The following is a 21072-nucleotide window of genomic DNA, read 5'->3' on the forward strand; positions in this document are numbered from 1 at the left end:
ATAGTTAAATGTTGAATGTTAAATCAAAAGTTGCAACAAAGGGCTTAAGCCCTTTGTTGCAGAAAATGTGTAAATATTTAATGTTTTTGGGATTGAAATCAAAGACCAAAGGAAGTATGCTGACTGTAATTAAATTAGAATTATGAGGAATTCCAACTGAAATAAAACAATCATTATTAAGTCTTAAAATATTTAATAAATGACTGATACTCAAAATTGAAAAAATTAATCTTAAGAAAAGAGAAAATTGTTAAAGGTAAATCGCCGACTTACAAAATCAATTATGAGCAGGAGCTGAATAAATCCCAGTATGATGCTGTAATGCACAATACAGGTGCTGCATTGGTTATTGCCGGAGCAGGCACAGGAAAGACAAGAACACTTGTTTACAGAGTTGCACGATTAATTGAAGACGGTAATATTCCCGAATCAATTCTACTTCTTACATTCACACGTAAGTCTGCTTCTGAAATGCTCAGACGGGCATCCCTTCTTCTTGATGGCAGATGCGAGGATGTTGCCGGAGGGACATTCCACTCTTTTGCTGTCATTGTCTTGAGATATTATGCAAAGCTTATTGGTTATGAAGGCTCGTTTACGATACTGGACCAGTCTGACTCTGAAGATGCAATAAACATGATTCGCTCAGATTATGTAATTACAGGTGCTAAACGCAGATTTCCGACAAAGCAGACTTTGCAACGAATTTACAGTATGAGCATTAATACGAGGACTTCAGTTCAGGATATTATCGAAGATACCTATCCATATTTTCTTGAGGAAGCCGATAAAATTCAATCTCTGCTCACTAAATACCATGAATACAAAAAATATCATAATATAATGGATTATGATGACCTGCTTCTAAATTTGCTGACTTTATTAAGAGATCATAAGAATGTACTCCATACACTGAACAACAGGTATAAGTTTGTCATGGTTGACGAATATCAGGATACAAACAAACTTCAGCATGAAATTGTGTTGCATTTGTCAGGTCCTGATTCAAATGTAATGGCAGTAGGAGATGATGCCCAGAGTATTTATTCATTCCGCGGTGCATCTTATCAGAATATAATGTTTTTTCCCGAATCATTTTCCAATTGCCAAATTTACAAAATTGAAGAAAATTACAGAAGCACATCTCAAATACTTGATTTATCAAATCATATTATTAAAGAAGCTTTATTCAAATATGACAAAAATCTCTATTCAAAAAATCTGCATGGTGAGATGCCTGCTTTAATCTGCGCCAGAACTGAGCGTGAGCAATCAATGTTTCTTGTTCAGCAAATTCTTGAGCTTCGTGAAAGCGATATTCCGCTAAATGAAATTGCAGTGCTTTTCAGGTCAGGATTTCATTCATTTGATTTTGAAATTGAACTCGAAAAAGCAAATATACCTTATGTAAAATATGGCGGTTTGAAATTTATCGAAACAGCCCATGTCAAAGATATGGTGGCATATCTAAGAATATTATACAATCCTAGAGATGCAATAAGCTGGCAGAGGGTTCTAATGCTCATTGAGGGAATAGGTCCAAAAAAATCGCAAAGTTTGATAGAAATGATTGGTTCAGGCAAAATTAATATCGCCAAAATTGATGAAAGCGTTATAAAAAGTCAACCGGAGAAAGTTGTTGAATTATTCACAATGCTTGCAAATTTAATTAAGGAAAAATATTCTATATCTGATAAATGCGCAATAATTGCAGAATATTACAGACCATTGCTCAAAATCAAGCATGATGACTGGAAGAAACGCTGGGAAGATATTGAAACTTTTATTACGATTGCAGAGAGATACAAAGGTTTGCAGAACTTCCTGAATGATTTGGCTATTGACCCTCCATCTGAATCTGTAAAAGATTTATCACCTGAAAATACTGATTCAGAGATGTTGTGCCTTTCAACAATTCACTCTGCAAAGGGCTTGGAATGGCAGGCAGTATTTGTTATATGGGCACTTGAAGGGCGTTTCCCATCAGCAAAAGCTGTTCAGAATATTGATAGCGTCGAAGAAGAGAGACGGCTTTTCTATGTAGCTGTTACAAGAGCCAAGAAATTTCTGTATATTACTTATCCGACAAATATTTACGACCGTGAATCTGGCTTTGTTCTAAGCGAACCTTCAAGATTTATAAGGGAGCTGCCTGAGGGTATCATTGAAAGATTGGTGATTTCGGAAGAAGAGTCCGAAAATGAAATTGATTTCTCATTGAATTGATTGTTATAATAGCATCCTTAGCAAATATTTATGTTTAATATTAGCCTGAGTAAGATACAGCAAATTGAGCAGATTTAGCCAAATGACAATAAATTCTAAGTTGTAAATTAGTATTTAAAGTAAAGAAATTGCAGTAAGTGCCGATATTATTAAAGTTATGAATCATAAAGATCAATATTAATTTTATTGGCACGATTTTTTGAGTAAAACGTTATTATGCACTAAAGTTGTTGTGCATTTTAAATAGGAAAAATTATGGCGGATGAAGAACAAAAAAACGAGAATGAAAGCGGAAAGAAAAAAGGATTATCTCTACCTGTCCTGATTGCTATTATTGCCGGAAGTGTTATACTTTTATTTGTGGCGATAATATTCGTGATTTCAATTATGATGAATAATATGAAAGACACGATTATCAGTAGTACAGGCGGTGAAGTAGAAAAAGTCGAAGATAAGAAAGAGGATGCAGTCGAATCACTTGACAAGTTTGACTATATGGAGACAGGAAGAATTACGACAAATCCTGCAGCGAGTTCTCAATTTGTTGTGGTCAATTTAGGTATATTTTATGCACCTGAAAAATCCGACAAAAAGGATGATGAAGCTGCTAAAGTAGACCCTGCAGCAAAAAGTCAACGTCTAAACGCACTGATTAAGCATCAGGTTAATTCACAGATTGGTGATATGGATATGTACTCACTCCAGATTCCACGTGATTCGCTAATGACGATATTTAAAGAAAAGTTAATGCCTTCTTTCAAGATGGAAGGTTATAAATTAAGAGATGTAATTTTAGTTGAATTTATTGTTCAATAATTATTAAAGATCATGGCTGATATACTGTCTCAAACCGAAATTGACAACCTGCTTTCAGAAATGAACAGCGGGCGGGTTGATGTTGAGGATGTTGTATCCGGAAGGATTTCGACAAGGCGTACTGATGTAATCAATTATGATTTCAGACGACCAAACCGAATATCCAAGAATCAGGTACGAACTCTTCAATCAATTCATGAAAATTTCTCGGAAGTGTTCGGCTACTATTTAGTATCAAAGCTTCAGACACTTGTATCTTTTAATGTAACATCAGTTGACCAGCTTTTTTACTCGGAATTTATTTTATCAATATCAAATCCGAGCTGCATCTATGTATTTGATATCTTAGGAACAGACGGTAGCGGTATTCTTGAGATTAGTCCGGAACTTGCACTTACTTTGGTAGATTTGCTCTTGGGGGGTAAAGGGGATACGATGCCTAAGCCAAGAACAATTACTCCAATAGAACAAGCCGTAATACGCGGAATCATCGAGCATGGACTTTCAGACCTCAGAAACGCATGGAAAGCTATTGCAGACCTTAACTTCAAGTATTCACGTCTTGAAGTCGAAGCAGATTTTGTTCAGATAGCACCAGCATCTGAAATTGTAATTGTTGTATCACTGGATGTAAAAATCGGTAACAGTGCAAATAATTTCATGATGAATCTTTGCTTTCCGACATTTGCACTTGAAGAAGTGCTTGCAAAATTAAACCGGCAACAACTTACTACTACAGCTGTTAAGCAATCCAAAAAACGCCTTCAGGATAACCTCCAAATAATTCAACAGCAAATGTCTGTTACTTATTTGCCAATAGTTGCTGAGCTTGGAAAAACATCTCTTACAGTATCTGAAGTAATGGAACTAAAAAAAGGCGATGTAATCAAATTGAACAATAAAATTAATAATGAAATTGAACTTTTGATAGCCGGTAAAAGGAAATTAGCAGCAAGACCCGGTACTTTATCGGGGAAAAAGGCTGTTAAAGTTACAAGACCATTAAAAGAAGAAGATTTAGTTGATGAAGATTTAACATTCAAAGAAAAGGAATTCTAAAATGACTATGACTCAAGACGAGATTGATGCTTTGATCAGCGGTGGTGATATTGATGAGAATATGCCCGAAAGTATTACCGCAGACGATGAGCTTATTGGTGGCGAATTTCCAAGCATTGATTCTGAGGACGAATCCAAGCTTTTCTCTCCTCTCGACCCTAAGCTTGAGCTGCTTTATGATCTGCAGTTGCCTGTTTCGATTGAGCTTGGAAGAACGAATATGCTCATCAGGGATATTCTAAGACTTGGCAGAGGCTCTGTAATTGAATTTGATAAATTAGTCAGCGAACCTGTTGATGTACTTATAAACGGGAAAAAAGTTGCTGAAGGTGAAGTAGTTGTGATTGACAAACATTTTGGTATCAGAATTACAACTTTAATAGATCCTGCTGACAGATTAAGAACCATAAGAAAATAATTAAGGACAGAAAAATACCATGGATGGTAATATTTTAAATGCGTTTGCGACTCTTTCGCTTGTGGTGGTAGCACTTGGAGTACTATTGTTTATTGTCAGGAAATTTGTAAATGGCAAAAATCAAAAAGACCAAATTCTTGATATGAAAATTATTTCCAAAATGCAGCTTAATCCTAAGAATCAGCTTTATGTTGTTCAAGCCGGTAACAAAAAATTACTGCTGGGTGTTTCTGAATCCGGTATTCGTAATCTTACCGATTTGGGGATTGAAGATATTCCAAAAGTAAATACAGTCGAACCGAAACCGGTAAATCATACTTCTAAAGTAGATGTTGCATCTGATAATTTATCCTTTACAACTTTTCTGAAATCAACATTTGTCAGAGCAAATTAATTCTGAAAAATACAAATCAAAATTTTTTACAGAGTTGTTGCAATATTTTGCGCAAAATAAACAAGTAAAATTAAAGCCCAAACTCCAATAATAATACTTCCATATTTATCAAAAATATCATTTTGATAATTATCATTATTTAGTAGTGTTAACATAATTAGCAATAGAGGAACGAAAAGTACACTTATCATATTTTCAACCCGATTACTGCCTACAGGTGATGCGAAAATCAGAAAATAAGTTGTAATGAATAATATCGAAGTTAAAAATACTACAACTGAAGTTAATTTGAATTTCACAGAAATTTGAATTTGTATTTTTCTGTCAAACAAAGCAGAAGCAAATACAATAATAAGGGTAACAAAAACCAAAATTTCAGGCAAGCCCAAATTTGAATCCAAAATTCCTGCTACTGCACTCTTCATCCAAATTCCGCCCTGATTTACGATATTCTGAATTACCAATTTAAAACTATTAAACAAATCACCTGAATGATAAGCAAGGTTTAAATCACCATCAATAATAAAACCATTTTGAAAACTCTTTAGTATGAGAAAATCTTTTAGGAGAAAATCGCCTGAAATCAACATCGGCAAGAATATCACAAGTAGAACTGCGGCAATCATAACAATTTTTACTTTAAAATGATTTAATTTTACTGTTGGAATAACAACCGGAATTAGTAGCAAAATGATATAAATATCACTTGAAAATCTAAGTATCAGAGCAATAATTAATAAAGCAACAAGCCAGAATACTGATGAATTCTCTTTATCAAAAGTAATTTTGAAAATTATACTTATAAATAATATCGCTAAAGAAATTCCCAAAATGTATGTATTCACAACCACTGAATTAAAAACTACAGCAGGAAAAAGCGAAATCAGTAAAAAAGATTTTTTAAATAAAGGAGTAATTTTTATAGCAAAAAAAATTATAATAATATAAACTAACAGTTGAGATATTCGGGAAAGCCAAACAAGATATATTGGGTTTGGATTAATTATCTTCCCAATCCAAATACCAAATACTGCCGGTAAATGGTTAAGTAGACGGATATCCTTTCCTGAATAGTTGTAAAAAACTTTATTATCAGGATGTAGCTTGAGTTTTGCAAAATCATCTATAATTTCATTAGGAACTTTGCCGTTATTTGATGATTTGGCAGTGGCGATATGATCATAAATGTACTTGATAGATTGCGGTATGAAAAAGCCCTTGTTGTTAACATCAGAGTCTAACACTTCTGAAAATTCGGATTCTGCGTAAGTTACAACGAAATATTCATATTCATTATCACTACTGAAAGGAGGAGTCAGGAATAAAAATAGTACTCCAAAAAGTAGTGCAAGCAATGCAAAAATATATTCTTCTTTTACTATTGATTTTGGAAACTCATTCATTTCGTCTTTTCCCCAATAATGCTATTCATCATAACTGCTTCAGTATCAGTTGAATTCAGCTCAAGTGCTTTCTTTGTGTAATTACTTGCTGAATCAGTCTGCCCGATATAATAATAAGCTTTTGCAAGTCCAATCATAGATTCAACATCTCTATTATTTGATTTCAATGCCATAGAGTAATGAAAAATGGCAGGACTAATTTTTCCTTGACTCAGGTAAAAACCGGCAATATTTCGGTTCAGATGGTTATTATCACCTGAATAAGAGGCAGCTTTGATTAATAGTTTAAATGCTTCAGCAGAATCGCCTTTTGCAATCAGTTGTTTAGATTTATTAGCAGTAGCATTTATTAGCAAATCAGTCGCATTGGACGCTATTTTTTCTTTGTCGTCTTTTGGAGTGTTATTGATTACATTAATCTGAGAATTAATCACGGAATCCATTTCACCCATTGCAAAATAATAATAACCAACATTTAAATTAATTACGGGATGAATGTTTAACTTTGACTGAATAGCAGCAAGTCGTGAACCTGCTTCTTTTAATTTAGTTGGCTTAACTCTGGAATCTTTTATATTTAGTGCTGTTTGAAAATCATTGAGAGGTTGTTGCCAAGAGTTTTGAATTGGATTTTGGGTATAAAATGTAAAGAAAAGTATTACAATGACAAATACTGAAAACCAAAGGATTGGAAATTTATTTTTTCCATTTATAATTGTAATCGATTTTATTTCATTAACCATAAAATATCCAAATTTATCATATAAACAAAAGTCAATTCAAAAATACAAAATGCAATTCTTTTAAAGTAGAAATTTTTTTTGATTTGACAAAGGATAATTTGAATTACTTAATTTTATAAGTAGATTTTTATTTTTTTGAAGTATTTTGAAATTTTGAAAAAACTATTCTGAGCGGAAGTCAAGAATTTTTTCCGCAACCGGCATTACTTCAACTGCTTTGTTGAATTGATTTGAAGCAGAATTAAGAATTCTGTATTTTTCGTTATTAGACCAAACCATTCCAGCAATAATTGATTTAATCGAAACTTTGATTAATTCATCATCAATAATATATTTATCATTTTCCCAGTCAATTTTATTGATTTCAGCTAAATGCCTGATTTTATCCTTGATATCGTCATTAATAATAAAATCATTTTGGAAACCTTGGTAATCATCATAAAACTTTTCAATCAATGAATCTCCCTGAGAAATAAAGATATCTAAAGCTATTTTAACCAAAATATTTTTATTAATCAATGATTGAGTGAACTCCGAGAATGAACTCTCCTCTACATAAAAATCAGGTGTAATCCCACCACCGCCATAAATCGGTCTTCCTTTTTTACTGGTAAATACCGGTACAGAATCTCCATGGATATAATCCGGTTCGACCTCGACGCTATGAGAAAAAATCATACCGTCTTTGAGAATAAGTCGGTCTTCAAACCTTGATTGAGCTTTTCCATATTTAGTAGTATCTTTGTGGATACTTCTACCTGAAGGGGTAAAATATTTAGCCACAGTGAGCCATAATTCCGAACCATCCGATAGTTTGATTGGATTCTGAACTACCCCTTTCCCATAAGAAGTCTTGCCGACTATAATACCACGGTCTAAATCCTGAATCGCACCCGCAAAAATTTCAGGAGCAGAAATAGTACTGCTGTCAATCAGAATAACGACCGGTAATTTTTCGAACCTCCCTGATGGAGAAGACCTGTATCTGATATTAAACTGTGGGTCTTTACCTTTAGTAATAATAATATCATCCCCGTCGGAAATAAACTCGTCAGCAAACATATAAGTCTGGTCAATCAAGCCACCCGGATTGCCCCTGAAATCAATAATCAGGCTCTCCATACCACGTTCAGAAAGCATACTTAGTGAATCAAGTACTTCGTAGTATGTTGAATTCATAAAACGATTAACAGCAATGTAACCGATTGAAGTTCCATCAATCATATATGAAGCATCAACACTATTTAGAGGCAAGCGAACTTTTCTCAATCTGAAATTCTTTATTTCATTTGTTCCGGCTTTAATAATATCAAAAACTAAGGGGGTATTTTTATCACCTTTGAACATTTTCTCTACTTTGAATTTGTCCATAGCAATAATTTTATTATCGTTTATCCTGAGAATTTTATCGCCAATTCTTAAGCCGGCGATTTCTGCCGGTGAATTTGGGGCAATATTAACAATTTGAAGAGTATCATTTATCCAAATAGAGCTAAAACCAACACCGTAAAATGAGCCTGAGCGATTGTTTGCAATATCTTCAAGTTCTTCATTGGTGAAATAATACGAATAAGGGTCTAATTCTTTTAAAAGACCCCTGATAGCTGCATCTACAAGTTTTTTTGATTCGACATTATCAACATGACTACCACTTGCAGCTTTTATTACTTCATTAATCTTCTCTATTTGGTTATCAATCTCATCTTTTGATAAAACAGTATCAAATCCGAGTATAAATATAATCAGAATAATTGAATTTCTATATGTTTTCCATGATAGCATAAATACTGCAGAACTCCATAAATCATTACTATAAACGATTTATCGGGAGTTTTAATATTGAATAAATTACATTATTCTGAATTGTGGAAAAATAATTGCAGTTTCGTTTTAAAATACCCCAAAAAAAGAAGAGCAGGCACTGCAAGGGAATAATGGGGTTGGAGGGATAGATTGTGCCTGCTCCGATAGCATATACAAAAGTAATAAAATTTTATGAAATAACAATATAAGAATTTAAAAATTTCTTAAAATTATCAATTTCTTTTTTAAGAACGCTCGCAGGAGCAAAAACTTTAAAGTAATAGGGACCATCTTCAGACTTGACAATTGCAGCTAAAACCATATAGTCAGGTGTTGGTGTGGTCTCTTCAGACATAGGGAAATGCTTGACTCCATATACTCCCTGCAAAGTAATCATAGTTACGTTTCCGCCGACAAGTTCTTCTTCTTTAGAATCCTGCAATTCAGCAAATTCGTTTTTCCATCTGTCAATATTTTCTTTTACCATATCCTGCTGACCAAAAAAGAATCCAACCACCTTATGTTCAGAATTATTTTTTAAACTGTATTGAACAATACGCATTGATGAACTCGGCTTTTCTCTGAGCCATCCTTCTGGAGTTTTTAGCTGAATATTTGACAATTTCAATATTGGGTCTTCAGGGTCAAAATCAGGTGCATCATCAGACAATTCAGATAGTGCGTCCATTCCTGACATTGGTGGATGACCTGCCGGAAGTTCGCTCATCGGATCTACTTCGGGTTGCTTTTGTTCAACTTTATCAGCACACGAAATGGTAATAAAAATTACCAATAATAATAATATGTATTTATTCATCAATAATCAAAAATTGTTTGTAAAAAATATTATAATTCAATAACGAATGAAAATAATTATATTTTTAAATATTTTTCAACACCTATTCAGTCCTTGTCTTTGCAAGAATTTCTTTAAGTTTCATTATTAATGGAATTGCCATCGGGTCTTGCTTATTAAGAACAGCAAGATAGTAAGAAGCCCAATCTCCTAAATGTATTAAATCAAATAACCGGCTTAAGAAGTGCTCTCCTATCCCATAAAACTCATCAACTTCAAGTCCCATACTTGTAAAAATTTCTTTAATCGCTTCGAGTCTGACTTTAATTCTGGAATTTACCGATTTATCACGAAGCAGAATTATCCTGAATCTTGAAATCATATCTTGAGGCAATACCCAACCACTAATTTCGTTATGATTCATTTCCGGTAAAACATTTCCAAAGCAAAGTGACTTGGCATTTTCATTGAACTGACCTCTCCATCTCATATTTACCGAATCAAGCAAACCAGCAGAGGAATAAACAACAGGAATCTGTCCAAAAAGATTATTAGCAAGCCTGAATGCAGGATTTGAATTTTCATGAGATGAATATCTTTCCGTTATTTTCTTAATATTATTGGATAATTCAGCAATTGAAAGTCGCATTTCATAATTAAACTCATCATTTACGAGATTATTATTTATAAATAAATAAAGTAGTCCGAAAAATGAATATGCAAGAGCGGCTCTTGGCTGAAATCCGGGTGGAATTTTGAGGAAGGGAATATCTTTTTCCCTGCAAATTTTTTCAAGTTTACCACCTGAAGTGATTGCAAATAGTTTGTCTGTTTTATCAATTGCTTTTTCGAATGCAGACAAAGTTTCCTCAGTATCGCCTGAGTATGAGCTTGCTATAACGAGTGTATTGTTATTAATGTATGTCGGAACATCATAGTTTCTGTTTATATTAATTCTTATACTTTCTCCTGTTGCCTGCTTGATGACGCTCTTTAACAAATCAGCACCAATAGCAGAACCACCCATTCCCAAAATCATAAATTCATCAGGATCTTCAGAGAATAAATCTTTGGCAATATTTGAACCAAGCTGGCATGCATGTTCTATCTGGGTTCCGAAATATAAAAGATTTGAATTCATAGAATTTAAATCATACTTTGTAAATTTGTTTTCCATAATTTATTTATTTTATTTAAAATATATTGTACCAAAAATGAGAAAGAATACCGGGAATAAGAATGATCATAAAGATAACACCCGCAAGAGCGCCCCAAAAATGAGCTTCATGGTTAATCATATCAAGCGATTTTTTTGCAGCAAAATAACTCCACAACAAATACAAAACTCCAAAGATGTACGCCGGAATTGGTATTGGAAGTGGCATAATCATCAATTTAGAATTTGGGGCAATTAAAATTGAGGCAAATACAACTCCGGATATTGCTCCACTTGCTCCAAGACTTCCATAATTATAATCGTCCTTCTTTTTTAGAATTGTACTTATCACACTTAATATCATACTTCCAAAATATATTATCAAAAAGTTTGGTGTTCCAATAGCTGCTTCAAGTTTGAATCCAAAAAAGAAGAAAGTGAACATATTAAAAAGAAGATGCATCAAGTCAGCATGTAAAAAACCGCTGGTTAGAACTAAATGATATTGTTTGTCATAATAAACCCTGCGAGGACTCAGTATCCATGCATGTAACAATCTGTGATTTTTATACAAAGTGTATAAGCTAATACTTATTGTAGCAATAAAAATCACAATTGCAGACGGTGTATTTGATATATCCATAAACTTTTTATTTATTTTTACGTTATATTAATAGTGAAACATATATTTTTAGAAATTATTTTAAAAGTAGAACTAATTTAGTTATAGATTAAATCAACATTTGTATGATGAAAAGATTACTCCTAATTTTTATATTACTGATATTTCGATTTTCTGTTATTAATGCACAGGAAAAAATCGAATGTGATGTTGATGACAATCTACTTTCAGTTAGCATAAAAAATATTACAGCAAACTGCTGCTCAGGATTTGATTCCGACTTCCATATCAACTATTCAAGCAGTTTGATAACAATAACTCTCACCGATACAACTTTACAGAAGTGTCGTTGTGAATGTAATTTTGATTTGTCAGTCAACATAGGACCAGTACCACAAGGTAAATATACAGTTGTGGTTGTCAGAGAAGATTTGGCAAAATACGGCTTTATCAGAGACAAAAAAACTCAACTTAGCAAAAAAGATATATTAGTCTATGACCCACATCCAAAATCTGCAATAGTTATGGATTTCAGACAAAGTCAATGTAAGAATACACCTGTTAATTTGCCCGAGAATGAGCCTATTAAAGGAGAGATAGAGATATTCCCAAATCCGTCGGCGGGAGCTGTTTCGTTAAAATTTAATTTAAAAGAGCACTCTGACGTTAGTGTAAAAATTTTAAATTTCTTAGGGAAAGATGTTAATGAAATAAGTTTCAAATCTCTTAAAGCCGGAACAAATCTACTTCACTTAGACTTAACCAAAATTCCACCGGGAATGTATCTTGGAAAAGTTATTTCGTCAACCGGACAAATAATCAATTTCAAATTAATTTGGTCTAAGTGATTATTCCAAATCTATCCCACTCCCGAAAATCTGTGGAAGCTTATAATCATGATTTCCGAATGCTGAGAAAAGTTGTTTTGTAGATAGAATAATACCACCAAATTTTCCATCGTGAAAATTATAAGCAAAATCTATTCGCATGGTATGACTTGGTGAGCTTGATTTATTGAAGTGAATTCTTAAACCAAGACCTGCTGCATTGTAAAATGGCGTTTCCCAAATTTCATTATCCTGATTCCATACTGCCCCAATATCCCAAAAAGCAACACCTGACAGATTAACAATCCAGACAGGCAAATCCGGGAAATATCTAAGCTCGACATTGGATATGATTCTGTTTTCTCCTGAAAAAATATTCGCATCATAACCTCTGAGTCCAAAATCATTATCAAGAACAAGTTGTCTGAAAGCCCGCCAATTCCAAGCCGTCTGTTGTCTAAAGCGAGCAGCAAGCACCAGCCCATCGGCAATTTTAGTAAATCCAAGTCCAAGAAATTCCTGATAGGTATATGTTGCCACACTTTGACTGAATGCACTGGCGCCGGTCATCATTCCATAGAGATATGACCTGCCGTTATAATAGGAAACTTCACCCTGAGCACCAACATAATAGCGGTCCTCTCCCCTGCTTCCGATTGAAAATATTTTTCCAAGAGTAGCTGATCCATAACCACCTACGACCATATCCTCGACATGATAATAATTGACTTTTTCAGAAATATAAAAATCCTGAGATACAGATGAAAACATTAAAAGAAATTTACCTGAATTATCAAATACCTGACGTGTATTTTCCATAGGTCTGTCAACTTGATGATACTCAATCATTCCTGTCGCGAAAATTCTATCCTGCTTTCTCCATGACTTACTGAAATAAAACCTGCCGACCTGCTCTTCGAAGGGTGCAAGTATAAAACTATCTCTTCCTTGAAATATGAAGTCCTCACCAAATGAATTAAGTCCTGTAAAGCCATATGAATATTCAGTATCTAAAGTTCTGAATGGCTTATAAAGTTCAATATATTGATTAGTACGGTATTCATTTGAAAGTAAGCTTGCAAAAAGTGTAAGCTCAGTCCGGAAAAGTCTTTGCTTTTCAATAATACCAATTCCCTGCCATCCGATATTATTTTCACCTCTGTAAAGAGCCTCAGCTGTTACAGCAGTACCTGTTCCCAAAAGGTTAAATTCCTGCAACCTGCCACCATAATTAGTCACACCACCACCAGTGCCAAATAACAAAGACGGATAAAATGACCATCGGTCTTTCGTAACAATATATGTGTCGTATGTATTGTCACCGACACTGTCGAGTTCAATATATGCGTAAGTAAAGAGATTTGTTTTACGTAAATTTCTTTCTGTTTCAAGGAAATAATCTTCATCAATAAAATCACCTGACCGAAAAAGAACTTCATCCATAATGATAAAATCTTTTGTTGTGGCGTGTAATGCATTAAGCAAAGGAGCCGCAAAAAACCAGTCTTTATCATTTTTTTCAAATACTTTCTTTTTGTCAAGTATGACTTTCCCGACTCTTATCTCCTTTGCTGAAACAGTCAGGCTTAAATTAATCAAAAGAATACAAAGAATAATCAGAAAATTATAAAACTTAAGTTGCATATATTTAATTCATGGCAATTTTAATATAATTATGTTATGACGATAGTCACACTTATTCAGTTCAATTTATCAAAATTTTGTTCAAATATTTGAACAAAATTAAAAATTCAAATATGTAAATAAATTAAAATGAAAATCATTCGTTATTATATTTTTTAATTCTTTCTAAATATCGGAGTAAAAATGAAGATTACAGTTATCGGCGCCGGAAATGTAGGCGCAACCACAGCCCAAATTTTAGCCAACAAAGAGTTAGCAAATGATATCTATTTGGTTGATATCTTAGAAGGCATAGCCAAAGGCAAGGCACTTGATATGTACGAATCAATGCCGATTTTGCAATCAGATTCAAGAATCCACGGCACTTCAAATTATGAAGAAACAGCCGGCTCTGATATCGTAATTATTACAGCAGGACTTGCCAGAAAGCCCGGTATGACCCGCGACGACTTACTTGTAAAGAATGCCGCAATCGTTTCCTCATGCGCTACACAGGCTGTCAAATACTCTCCTAATGCGTATTTTATTGTAGTTTCAAATCCTTTGGATGTTATGACTTATGTTACACTTAAAGTAACGGGCCTTCCAAAGCATAAAGTAATCGGTATGGCAGGCATTTTAGATACAGCTCGTTACCGCTCTTTCATTTCAATGGAAACTGGATATTCAATGAAAGATATTCAGGCACAGCTTTTAGGCGGTCACGGTGATACTATGGTTCCTCTTCCAAGGTTTACAACAATTGCCGGTATCCCTGTTACTGATTTAATTCCAAAAGAAAGGCTTGATGAGATTGTGAACAGAGCTAAGAACGGCGGTATTGAAATCGTCAATTATCTCCAGACAGGCTCAGCTTATTATGCTCCCGGAACTGCTGCTGTCGAAATGGCTGAAGCTATCGTTAAAGACCAAAAACGTGTACTTCCATGTACAGTTCTTCTTGATGGCGAATATGGTATTTCTGATGTTTGTGTTGGTGTTCCGATTAAACTCGGTAAAGATGGTATCGAACAAATTATAGAACTAAACCTCAATAGTGAAGAAAAAGGTATGTTTGATAATTCAGCTGAACATGTCAAGAAAACAATCCAGCAAGCTATGGAACTTATCAATAAGCAATAAATATATTTTAAATTTTACTTAAATAAAAAACGAGCTGACATTGAATATCAGCCCGTTTTTTTTATATCATCTAAACATACAATTTAAATGTTCTTTTTTGCAGCTTTGAACATAAAAGTAACCAAATTGCCATCTTTATCGCCCAATGTATCAATCTTGAAATTGCCTCTCAGAAGCCTCATAGTTGAAGCTAATCTTGTCATTGAAATCAGCAAATCATCTTTGTCATATTTTAATGCATCAATGATAGTATTTATATTATTATTGAAAATTTGCGACATTTCCATAATAATCGGATTTGGAGAGCCCAGAATTTGAAGTTCTACAACTCCTTCATAAGAATTGTATTCCACATTCATGTTAAACTCAGCATAATTAATTCCATAAGAAAGCAGTGTCATAGATTCATTAAGAATTGATACCAACTGCATATCATCAGCAAATACACTAATTTCATTGATTCCATCAGGTAAGTGGAATTCAGCTTTTTGAGCTCCACCGCTTAAATCATTTCTGAATTTATTTACAGCAGATTCTAATGACCTTCCTAAGCTAATTTCTGAAATTGCAAATTCACCGACGTCAATATCGCTGGATTTTGATGCATCTTCAATATCTGTAACATAAGTTAAGAGTTCTTCACTACTTGTGGTTGCAAGGTCAACATACATATCAAGTTCGTCTTCTGTTTCGTAAAGTTTATGTTTAAGCATTTGAAGCGAACCTTCAATACCTGTCAGAGAGTTTCTTAGTTGGTGGCTCATTTCTTTCATGAAATAAGACTTGGAGAAACTTGCCTCTTTAGACAGAATATTTGCAGTTTCGATTTGCTTAGTTCTGAATCTTGCATTTTCTTCTTCTAATTTTTCAATTGTAACGTCTCTACCAATAGAGTATATTAAACCATCGACAACTGAGAAGGTGAAACTCCAGCTAATCCATACTAAACTACCGTCAGGCTTCTTCATCCTCAAGTCAATTCTATCTGTATGGTCATTTTTACTGTTGGAATACATATTCTTAATTTGTTCAGCATCATCAGAATTTTCAAGAAATTCCGCAAAATTACTACCGATAATTTCTTCAGGTGTTTTGGCTAAAATCGGTAATGCTGCAGGATTCATAGTTTTCCAATTCAAGCTACTGTCCATAACAGCAATAATATCATTTGATGTATCAACTATTCGGCGCTGTGACCTTGTCATTTTCTCGGCAATATCCAACGCTTTAGCTTTATTAGTAAGCTGAGTAAATACAAATCCGAAAAATGCCAAGCTAAGTATCAAAGCAGTTATAAATGATATATCGGGCAGATAACTCTGCATTTTTCCGCCATAATTCGGTATTGAATAGAATCTTACTAAAAATTCCTGGTCAGCGATATTCAAAGTATGGTCACTTGATAAAATTGGCTCATAAGAACCGATAATATCATAATTATCTGATTTAAATACTGAGTACTCTTTATTATTTCCGTCAAAGCCGATTATTTCAAAAATTATTGAGCTGTCACTCGGAACAGTAACTTTCTGTCCCATTCCTTCACCCGAAAGTGCTTCTTTGACGAACAAATCAAAGTTGATTTCGAGACTGATTACCCCTTGAAAATTTTCTCTTCTTTCTTCAAGGGTTTCTCTTTCAGTTCCTTTGACATATACAGGATAAAATATATAAAGTCCCGAAGTATCCTCACCTCTTAAGGTATAAACTTCGGTAGCTGACATTTTGTTCAGGTCACGAGCTTTGTTAATTGTTTCAATTGCTAATTCTTCACCACTGATATCATACCCAAGTCTGTGAATATTAGTAAATTCGGGTACAATATTCACAAAGGGATAATATTTTTTCTTAATTCCATCAGTTTTTAATTCATAATCAAAGTAGCCCAAACCTTTGGCATTAATTATGAATAAATCCATATCTTCGTGTTTGACCTCGGGAATATATGCCACACTCAAGATTGAAGCATAGCTTCTTGTTGGTATTGTAGCATATAACTCAAAATAATCTTTAACAACTTCCACAAGCAAATCATAAAGTCCATTCATAGAGTTAAGAACTTCAATCTGCTTATAATAATGTGCAGATACTCTATTCATAACCGAATTTGTAGCTTTATTGAATTCATTTGATAATCCTGTTTCAATATTATCCTTAGCAAAATATCTTATCAAAAAACTTGCAACAATGAATATCACCAAGATTATGTAAGCAGGATAAGTTTGCTTAAAAGAATAAATGCTTCTCTTTTTAGCAGATGTTTGTTTTAGAATTAACTCATAAGAATTTTGATTTTTATTATCCATTGATCTAATATTAATTGTTTATAAAAGCATTGACTTCTTCAGCAAATGTCGAAACATTCACGGGCTTAGACATAAAGCCGTTAAATCCGGCTTGAATATATCTCGCTTTGTCACTTTCTGATGTAAAACCGGAAACTGCAATTACCGGTAACGATTCAAATCCATCAATTTGCCGAATAATTTTCAAAGCATCCCAACCGTTGATTTCCGGAAGTAGAATATCAAGTAATATGACATCAGGTTTGTTAGATCTTAGCCAATTTATACCGTCACGGGCATTATCAAAATCTTGAACGTTGTAGTTATTTTTTTTGAGTACAGAAGAGAATAACTTTCTTATTGGAAAATTATCCTCAATAATGCATACACTTTTATTTTCTGACATAAAATTCTCCCATAATTTTCTAATTTATTCAATTAAAATTTCGACACGTCTGTTCTGTCTTCTTCCTTCTTCGGTGTCATTAGGTGCAACACTGAAAAGAGAACCTTTCCAGCTCGCTATAATACTACCTTGAGGAACGCCTACACTTAACAAGTATTTCTCAACATTCTTTGCTCTCTCCATAGCCCTGGTAGCATTCTGCTCCAAATTACCCCTTGTATCAGAGTGTCCGATGATAATTACACGTGCTGTAGGATTAGCAGCTAAATACTCTGCTACTTTGTCAAGATAACTTTTTATTTCGCCTGTTGTTTGTATAGAAGGTGAAGTTGGATAAGTAAAAGTTTCGGTTACACCTTTTCTGATTACAATTTCTCTCTTCTTTGCAATTTGATCTTGTTGTGTTGATTTTTGTGGCTCAGGTTTTGGTTTAGGAAGTTCGGCAGCTACTGATTTAGCTGTATCAATTTTATCGGGAATAACCTCTGCAATCTCAGCAGAGACTTGAGATACCTCAATATAATCCAATCTTGCTGTCGGGAACTCAAAATCATCCATTGTTGAAACGTAAAGTACTCCTTCGTCATTTCTTGTGGAGGCTATATAATATGGCGGTGGGTCGTAAGTAGGGTCCCACCATAAAGTATCTAACTGTACAATGTCATTGCCGTATTTAATTTGAAAACCAAACCTTGCAAAAGTAGAATAAAAATACGAGTCATTATCATTTACTATTGAACTTCTTATGTTAAAATCAGCAAATGGAGTAAGTAAAAATCTTGCTTTATCCTTATAATCACCCACATAAAAATCATATCCAAAACCAAGTGTCACTCCTAAGCCGCCGAATGGCTTTGTAAATTCAGCCAAATACTCGTGCTGGACCTTGCCGGTATTAACATATTTTAGATTTTTTGCTCCTTCGTGATTAAGCATAAGCTCGAAAATCATGCCGATATTTGCATGAAGCCCTTCTACCGGCAAGTGATACTTTACCGATGGAGATATTGTAATTTGGTTATAAGTTGAGTTTACATCGAATGAACTGTCTCTGTAGGGTACAATTGAGGCAGTTATAGCTCTCCTATCAAAAAAATTAAGTGTCAGCATACCAGACCAATATTCTCCGGGAGGTTTCCATTCAAGAACTCCACCAAAAAAGAAGCCACCACCTGAGGCTGTTTCATAAGTATGAAGGGGATTAAAAGGATTATTTGGCTGGTTTATAGTTCCGACATTCAGATTACCAAAATAATGATTTAACACCATTCCGCCCTGAAGGCCATACCACCAAGTGCCGTATTGCCTCTGAACACGGAGGGTATCGCCACCGGAAAGCATATTGAAATACTGTAGCTCGCCAAGTGGTGCTTGTGAAAAAACCGCCGGTGAACAAATAATAAAAAGTAGTATATAATAGTATTTTCTTAACATATAATATTTTGAATACGTATCAATGTTCGACTATAAAAGGAATAGATTGAAAAATATTTTTGCCGATTAAATTAACAAAATACGTGCCGTTCACTATGTCCTTAGTTTCCAGTGTTATAGTGTGAGAGCCATATTTAAAATAATTTTTAATCTCTTTTCTGATTGCACCATTGATGTCAGTAATTGTGATTGTATAATCACCATCTTCAACGATATCTGCAAGGATATTGGCTACAGAATTAGCCGGATTTGGATACATTGTAATACCGGGCAAAATTTCGCCGACCTGAATATGTCTGCTGAAAGCTGATGGACATTCTTCGATAATTGTAAGCAAACCATCTTCGGTATTAATTACAAAACCATTCTCGGATTTAATTTCAAGAATTCGCATATAACCTGAATAATACGGTCCTAAAAGCGAGAAAGCATCCAGCAAAGCTAATGTATCCTGTGATAAATCAAACACCACATTCAAACTAAGTGTATCAAATTCTCTACCGGAAACATTTGTATGGTAATCAAGAATGTCAACAATCAATATTGGCATCTCGACTAATATTTCAAGATTGAAACTACTTTCCGGCAGGTCGCCCTCTTTGAAGTCATTATCAGTAAGCACAGGAATTTTAAATTCTTCATTTAGAGATACCTGAATATCCGGTATATAAATTGAAAACTCTCTGAAGATTTTTGAATCTACCTGACTTTGATAAGTTGCTGGACGGTAAACCCTCCATATTTTGAAATCATTTGCTCTGCCTGCAGCTGATACAAAATTGCCGTCATGTGAAAAATCAACCGTAAGAATATCAGCGCCGTAATCAATTTTAATTTTGGAATATTCGTATAAATTTTGAGTGTTATAGAATCTTAGAGTGCCGTCTAAGCTACCTGATACCATTAAATCATCTATGGGTGATATCCTTAAAGAGCGTACATGACGTGTGTGACTTTCAAAGGTAGCCAATGGATTGTCCGAAACATAATCCCATAATTTCACCTTTGTGTCAGTACCGCAGGATGCTATCTTACTATTGTCAGGAGAAATATCAACAGACCAAATTACAGCATTGATTGTACCTTCACCGTGAGCATTTTTAGAAAATATCAGGTCCTCAGATTCCACCATATAGCAGTCAATCATTCCGTTATATTCTGTAAGACATAGCCTGCTGCCGTCACGGCTAAACCTTACAGAATACAAATTTTCTGCAGAATTTGATTGAAATTTCTTGACATAATTCAAATTCAAATCGAATAAATATACAAATCCGTCTTTTGAAGTTGCCGCCACCAAACCACCATAAGCAGGAGTGCAGTCAACAGACCTGATTTCAGTTCCTACATCAATCACATTATTAATAATTATACCACCTGAGAAATCTATTTGAACCAAATAATTGCTTACAGCTCCAAAAACAAGATTATCGTCATAAGGTACAGCATATTGAAGTGAACCGATTCTCGAAACATCAACCTGATTGGCAAGATTTTTATCATTCACATCCCAAAGTCTGACCATATTGTCAATTGAGGCTGTTAAGAAGTAATTTCCAGAAGGAGTAAATGCACCTGAATATACATAATCCTCATGCGAGCCGGCGGCATGCCAGTAAAGTTGTGGAACAGGCATAACAGAATAACTGACACGAAATGATATCTGTCCGGCATTATTATTTGGAATTGTCCATTTGTAACTGTTTTGAGATAAATTTTCTTCTATTAAAGTCCAGTCTTCATTATCGAAACGATAGAATAAATCTACGATTTCGTTTTCAGGGTTGTTCCAGATTATTTCAATTTCCTGACCGGGGAATATTTGGGTATCATTGGTTGGATACAAAATAGCAACATCCTGTGAAAGGATGCTGAGTGGAAAAAAAATACATAATATTAATGTAAAAAAATATTTCAA

General features: G+C 34.1%; 19 protein-coding genes. 8 read left to right on the forward strand and 11 right to left on the reverse strand.

The annotated features are described in order from the left end of the window. The first annotated feature begins 8 nt into the window (after positions 1-8). From KF896_12485 to KF896_12510, 6 genes are all read left to right on the forward strand, one after another. The gene (locus tag KF896_12485) at positions 9-146 is read left to right on the forward strand and encodes a hypothetical protein (protein ID MBX3044524.1); all 138 of its coding nucleotides are present in this window, start codon (positions 9-11) and stop codon (positions 144-146) included. A 70-nt stretch (positions 147-216) separates the two neighbouring features. Next, a complete protein-coding gene (locus KF896_12490; GenBank protein MBX3044525.1) occupies positions 217-2226 on the forward strand; it encodes an ATP-dependent helicase in 2010 nt (669 codons plus the stop codon). Positions 2227-2481: 255 nt separating this feature from the next. After that, positions 2482-3042 (forward strand): hypothetical protein, encoded by a 561-nt coding sequence (locus tag KF896_12495; protein MBX3044526.1) that lies wholly within the window; start codon positions 2482-2484, stop codon positions 3040-3042. A 12-nt stretch (positions 3043-3054) separates the two neighbouring features. Next, positions 3055-4101: a flagellar motor switch protein FliM gene (gene fliM / locus KF896_12500; GenBank protein MBX3044527.1), complete on the forward strand. Its 1047-nt coding sequence runs from the start codon at positions 3055-3057 to the stop codon at positions 4099-4101. A 1-nt stretch (position 4102) separates the two neighbouring features. Beyond that, positions 4103-4519, forward strand: coding sequence for a flagellar motor switch protein FliN (gene fliN / locus KF896_12505; GenBank protein ID MBX3044528.1), 417 nt, complete (start codon positions 4103-4105; stop codon positions 4517-4519). A gap of 19 nt (positions 4520-4538) precedes the next feature. Further along, positions 4539-4913: a flagellar biosynthetic protein FliO gene (locus tag KF896_12510; protein MBX3044529.1), complete on the forward strand. Its 375-nt coding sequence runs from the start codon at positions 4539-4541 to the stop codon at positions 4911-4913. A gap of 26 nt (positions 4914-4939) precedes the next feature. On the opposite strand, the gene KF896_12515 is transcribed toward KF896_12510, so the two are convergent. From KF896_12515 to KF896_12540, 6 genes are all read right to left on the reverse strand, one after another. Continuing rightward, positions 4940-6316, reverse strand: a complete 1377-nt coding sequence (locus KF896_12515; protein MBX3044530.1) for a DUF2142 domain-containing protein — start codon at positions 6314-6316, stop codon at positions 4940-4942. Continuing rightward, positions 6313-7059 carry a tetratricopeptide repeat protein gene (locus KF896_12520; GenBank protein ID MBX3044531.1) on the reverse strand — a complete coding sequence of 249 codons (747 nt, stop codon included), beginning with the start codon at positions 7057-7059 and terminating at the stop codon, positions 6313-6315. Before KF896_12520 ends, KF896_12515 begins: the two co-directional genes overlap by 4 nt. A gap of 162 nt (positions 7060-7221) precedes the next feature. Beyond that, the gene (locus KF896_12525; protein MBX3044532.1) at positions 7222-8841 is read right to left on the reverse strand and encodes a PDZ domain-containing protein; all 1620 of its coding nucleotides are present in this window, start codon (positions 8839-8841) and stop codon (positions 7222-7224) included. A 211-nt stretch (positions 8842-9052) separates the two neighbouring features. Next, complete coding sequence (locus KF896_12530) at positions 9053-9679, reverse strand: hypothetical protein (GenBank protein ID MBX3044533.1); 627 nt, start codon at positions 9677-9679, stop codon at positions 9053-9055. Between the two features lie 82 nt (positions 9680-9761). Continuing rightward, on the reverse strand, positions 9762-10835 hold the full coding sequence (locus KF896_12535) for a bifunctional phosphoglucose/phosphomannose isomerase (protein MBX3044534.1): 1074 nt from the start codon (positions 10833-10835) through the stop codon (positions 9762-9764). A 16-nt stretch (positions 10836-10851) separates the two neighbouring features. Continuing rightward, the gene (locus tag KF896_12540) at positions 10852-11457 is read right to left on the reverse strand and encodes a rhomboid family intramembrane serine protease (GenBank protein MBX3044535.1); all 606 of its coding nucleotides are present in this window, start codon (positions 11455-11457) and stop codon (positions 10852-10854) included. Between the two features lie 107 nt (positions 11458-11564). Here KF896_12540 and KF896_12545 point away from each other — a divergent pair, with 107 nt between their 5' ends. After that, entirely contained in the window at positions 11565-12284 is a 720-nt protein-coding gene (locus KF896_12545; GenBank protein MBX3044536.1) for a T9SS type A sorting domain-containing protein, read from the forward strand. Here the strand turns inward: KF896_12545 and KF896_12550 are convergent, their stop codons facing one another. After that, positions 12285-13862 carry a hypothetical protein gene (locus KF896_12550; GenBank protein ID MBX3044537.1) on the reverse strand — a complete coding sequence of 526 codons (1578 nt, stop codon included), beginning with the start codon at positions 13860-13862 and terminating at the stop codon, positions 12285-12287. A 228-nt stretch (positions 13863-14090) separates the two neighbouring features. Between KF896_12550 and mdh the strand changes: the two genes are divergently transcribed. After that, a complete protein-coding gene (gene mdh / locus KF896_12555; protein ID MBX3044538.1) occupies positions 14091-15029 on the forward strand; it encodes a malate dehydrogenase in 939 nt (312 codons plus the stop codon). 83 nt (positions 15030-15112) lie between these two features. Here mdh and KF896_12560 read toward each other — a convergent pair whose 3' ends face one another. Genes KF896_12560 through KF896_12575 form a run of 4 tightly spaced genes read right to left on the reverse strand, consistent with a single transcriptional unit; the run spans position 15113 to position 21072 of the window. Beyond that, positions 15113-17335, reverse strand: a complete 2223-nt coding sequence (locus KF896_12560; GenBank protein ID MBX3044539.1) for a CHASE domain-containing protein — start codon at positions 17333-17335, stop codon at positions 15113-15115. 10 nt (positions 17336-17345) lie between these two features. Beyond that, positions 17346-17720, reverse strand: coding sequence for a response regulator (locus KF896_12565; protein ID MBX3044540.1), 375 nt, complete (start codon positions 17718-17720; stop codon positions 17346-17348). Between the two features lie 24 nt (positions 17721-17744). Beyond that, positions 17745-19154, reverse strand: coding sequence for an OmpA family protein (locus KF896_12570; GenBank protein MBX3044541.1), 1410 nt, complete (start codon positions 19152-19154; stop codon positions 17745-17747). A 19-nt stretch (positions 19155-19173) separates the two neighbouring features. Next, complete coding sequence (locus KF896_12575) at positions 19174-21072, reverse strand: T9SS type A sorting domain-containing protein (protein ID MBX3044542.1); 1899 nt, start codon at positions 21070-21072, stop codon at positions 19174-19176.

It is taken from the genome of Ignavibacteriota bacterium, from assembly GCA_019637995.1.
GTDB lineage: Bacteria > Bacteroidota > Ignavibacteria > Kapaibacteriales > UBA2268 > JANJTB01.

Excerpts from the sequence above, each read along its gene's own strand:
- KF896_12560 (MBX3044539.1), bottom strand. The coding sequence starts at position 17,335 with ATGGATAATAAAAATCAAAATTCTTATGAGTTAATTCTAAAACAAACA.
- KF896_12485 (MBX3044524.1), top strand. The coding sequence starts at position 9 with ATGTTGAATGTTAAATCAAAAGTTGCAACAAAGGGCTTAAGCCCTTTG.
- fliM (MBX3044527.1), top strand. The coding sequence starts at position 3,055 with ATGGCTGATATACTGTCTCAAACCGAAATTGACAACCTGCTTTCAGAA.
- KF896_12525 (MBX3044532.1), bottom strand. The coding sequence starts at position 8,841 with ATGCTATCATGGAAAACATATAGAAATTCAATTATTCTGATTATATTT.
- KF896_12540 (MBX3044535.1), bottom strand. The coding sequence starts at position 11,457 with ATGGATATATCAAATACACCGTCTGCAATTGTGATTTTTATTGCTACA.
- KF896_12510 (MBX3044529.1), top strand. The coding sequence starts at position 4,539 with ATGGATGGTAATATTTTAAATGCGTTTGCGACTCTTTCGCTTGTGGTG.
- KF896_12515 (MBX3044530.1), bottom strand. The coding sequence starts at position 6,316 with ATGAATGAGTTTCCAAAATCAATAGTAAAAGAAGAATATATTTTTGCA.
- KF896_12565 (MBX3044540.1), bottom strand. The coding sequence starts at position 17,720 with ATGTCAGAAAATAAAAGTGTATGCATTATTGAGGATAATTTTCCAATA.
- fliN (MBX3044528.1), top strand. The coding sequence starts at position 4,103 with ATGACTATGACTCAAGACGAGATTGATGCTTTGATCAGCGGTGGTGAT.
- KF896_12495 (MBX3044526.1), top strand. The coding sequence starts at position 2,482 with ATGGCGGATGAAGAACAAAAAAACGAGAATGAAAGCGGAAAGAAAAAA.
- mdh (MBX3044538.1), top strand. The coding sequence starts at position 14,091 with ATGAAGATTACAGTTATCGGCGCCGGAAATGTAGGCGCAACCACAGCC.
- KF896_12520 (MBX3044531.1), bottom strand. The coding sequence starts at position 7,059 with ATGGTTAATGAAATAAAATCGATTACAATTATAAATGGAAAAAATAAA.
- KF896_12530 (MBX3044533.1), bottom strand. The coding sequence starts at position 9,679 with ATGAATAAATACATATTATTATTATTGGTAATTTTTATTACCATTTCG.
- KF896_12535 (MBX3044534.1), bottom strand. The coding sequence starts at position 10,835 with ATGGAAAACAAATTTACAAAGTATGATTTAAATTCTATGAATTCAAAT.
- KF896_12570 (MBX3044541.1), bottom strand. The coding sequence starts at position 19,154 with ATGTTAAGAAAATACTATTATATACTACTTTTTATTATTTGTTCACCG.
- KF896_12545 (MBX3044536.1), top strand. The coding sequence starts at position 11,565 with ATGAAAAGATTACTCCTAATTTTTATATTACTGATATTTCGATTTTCT.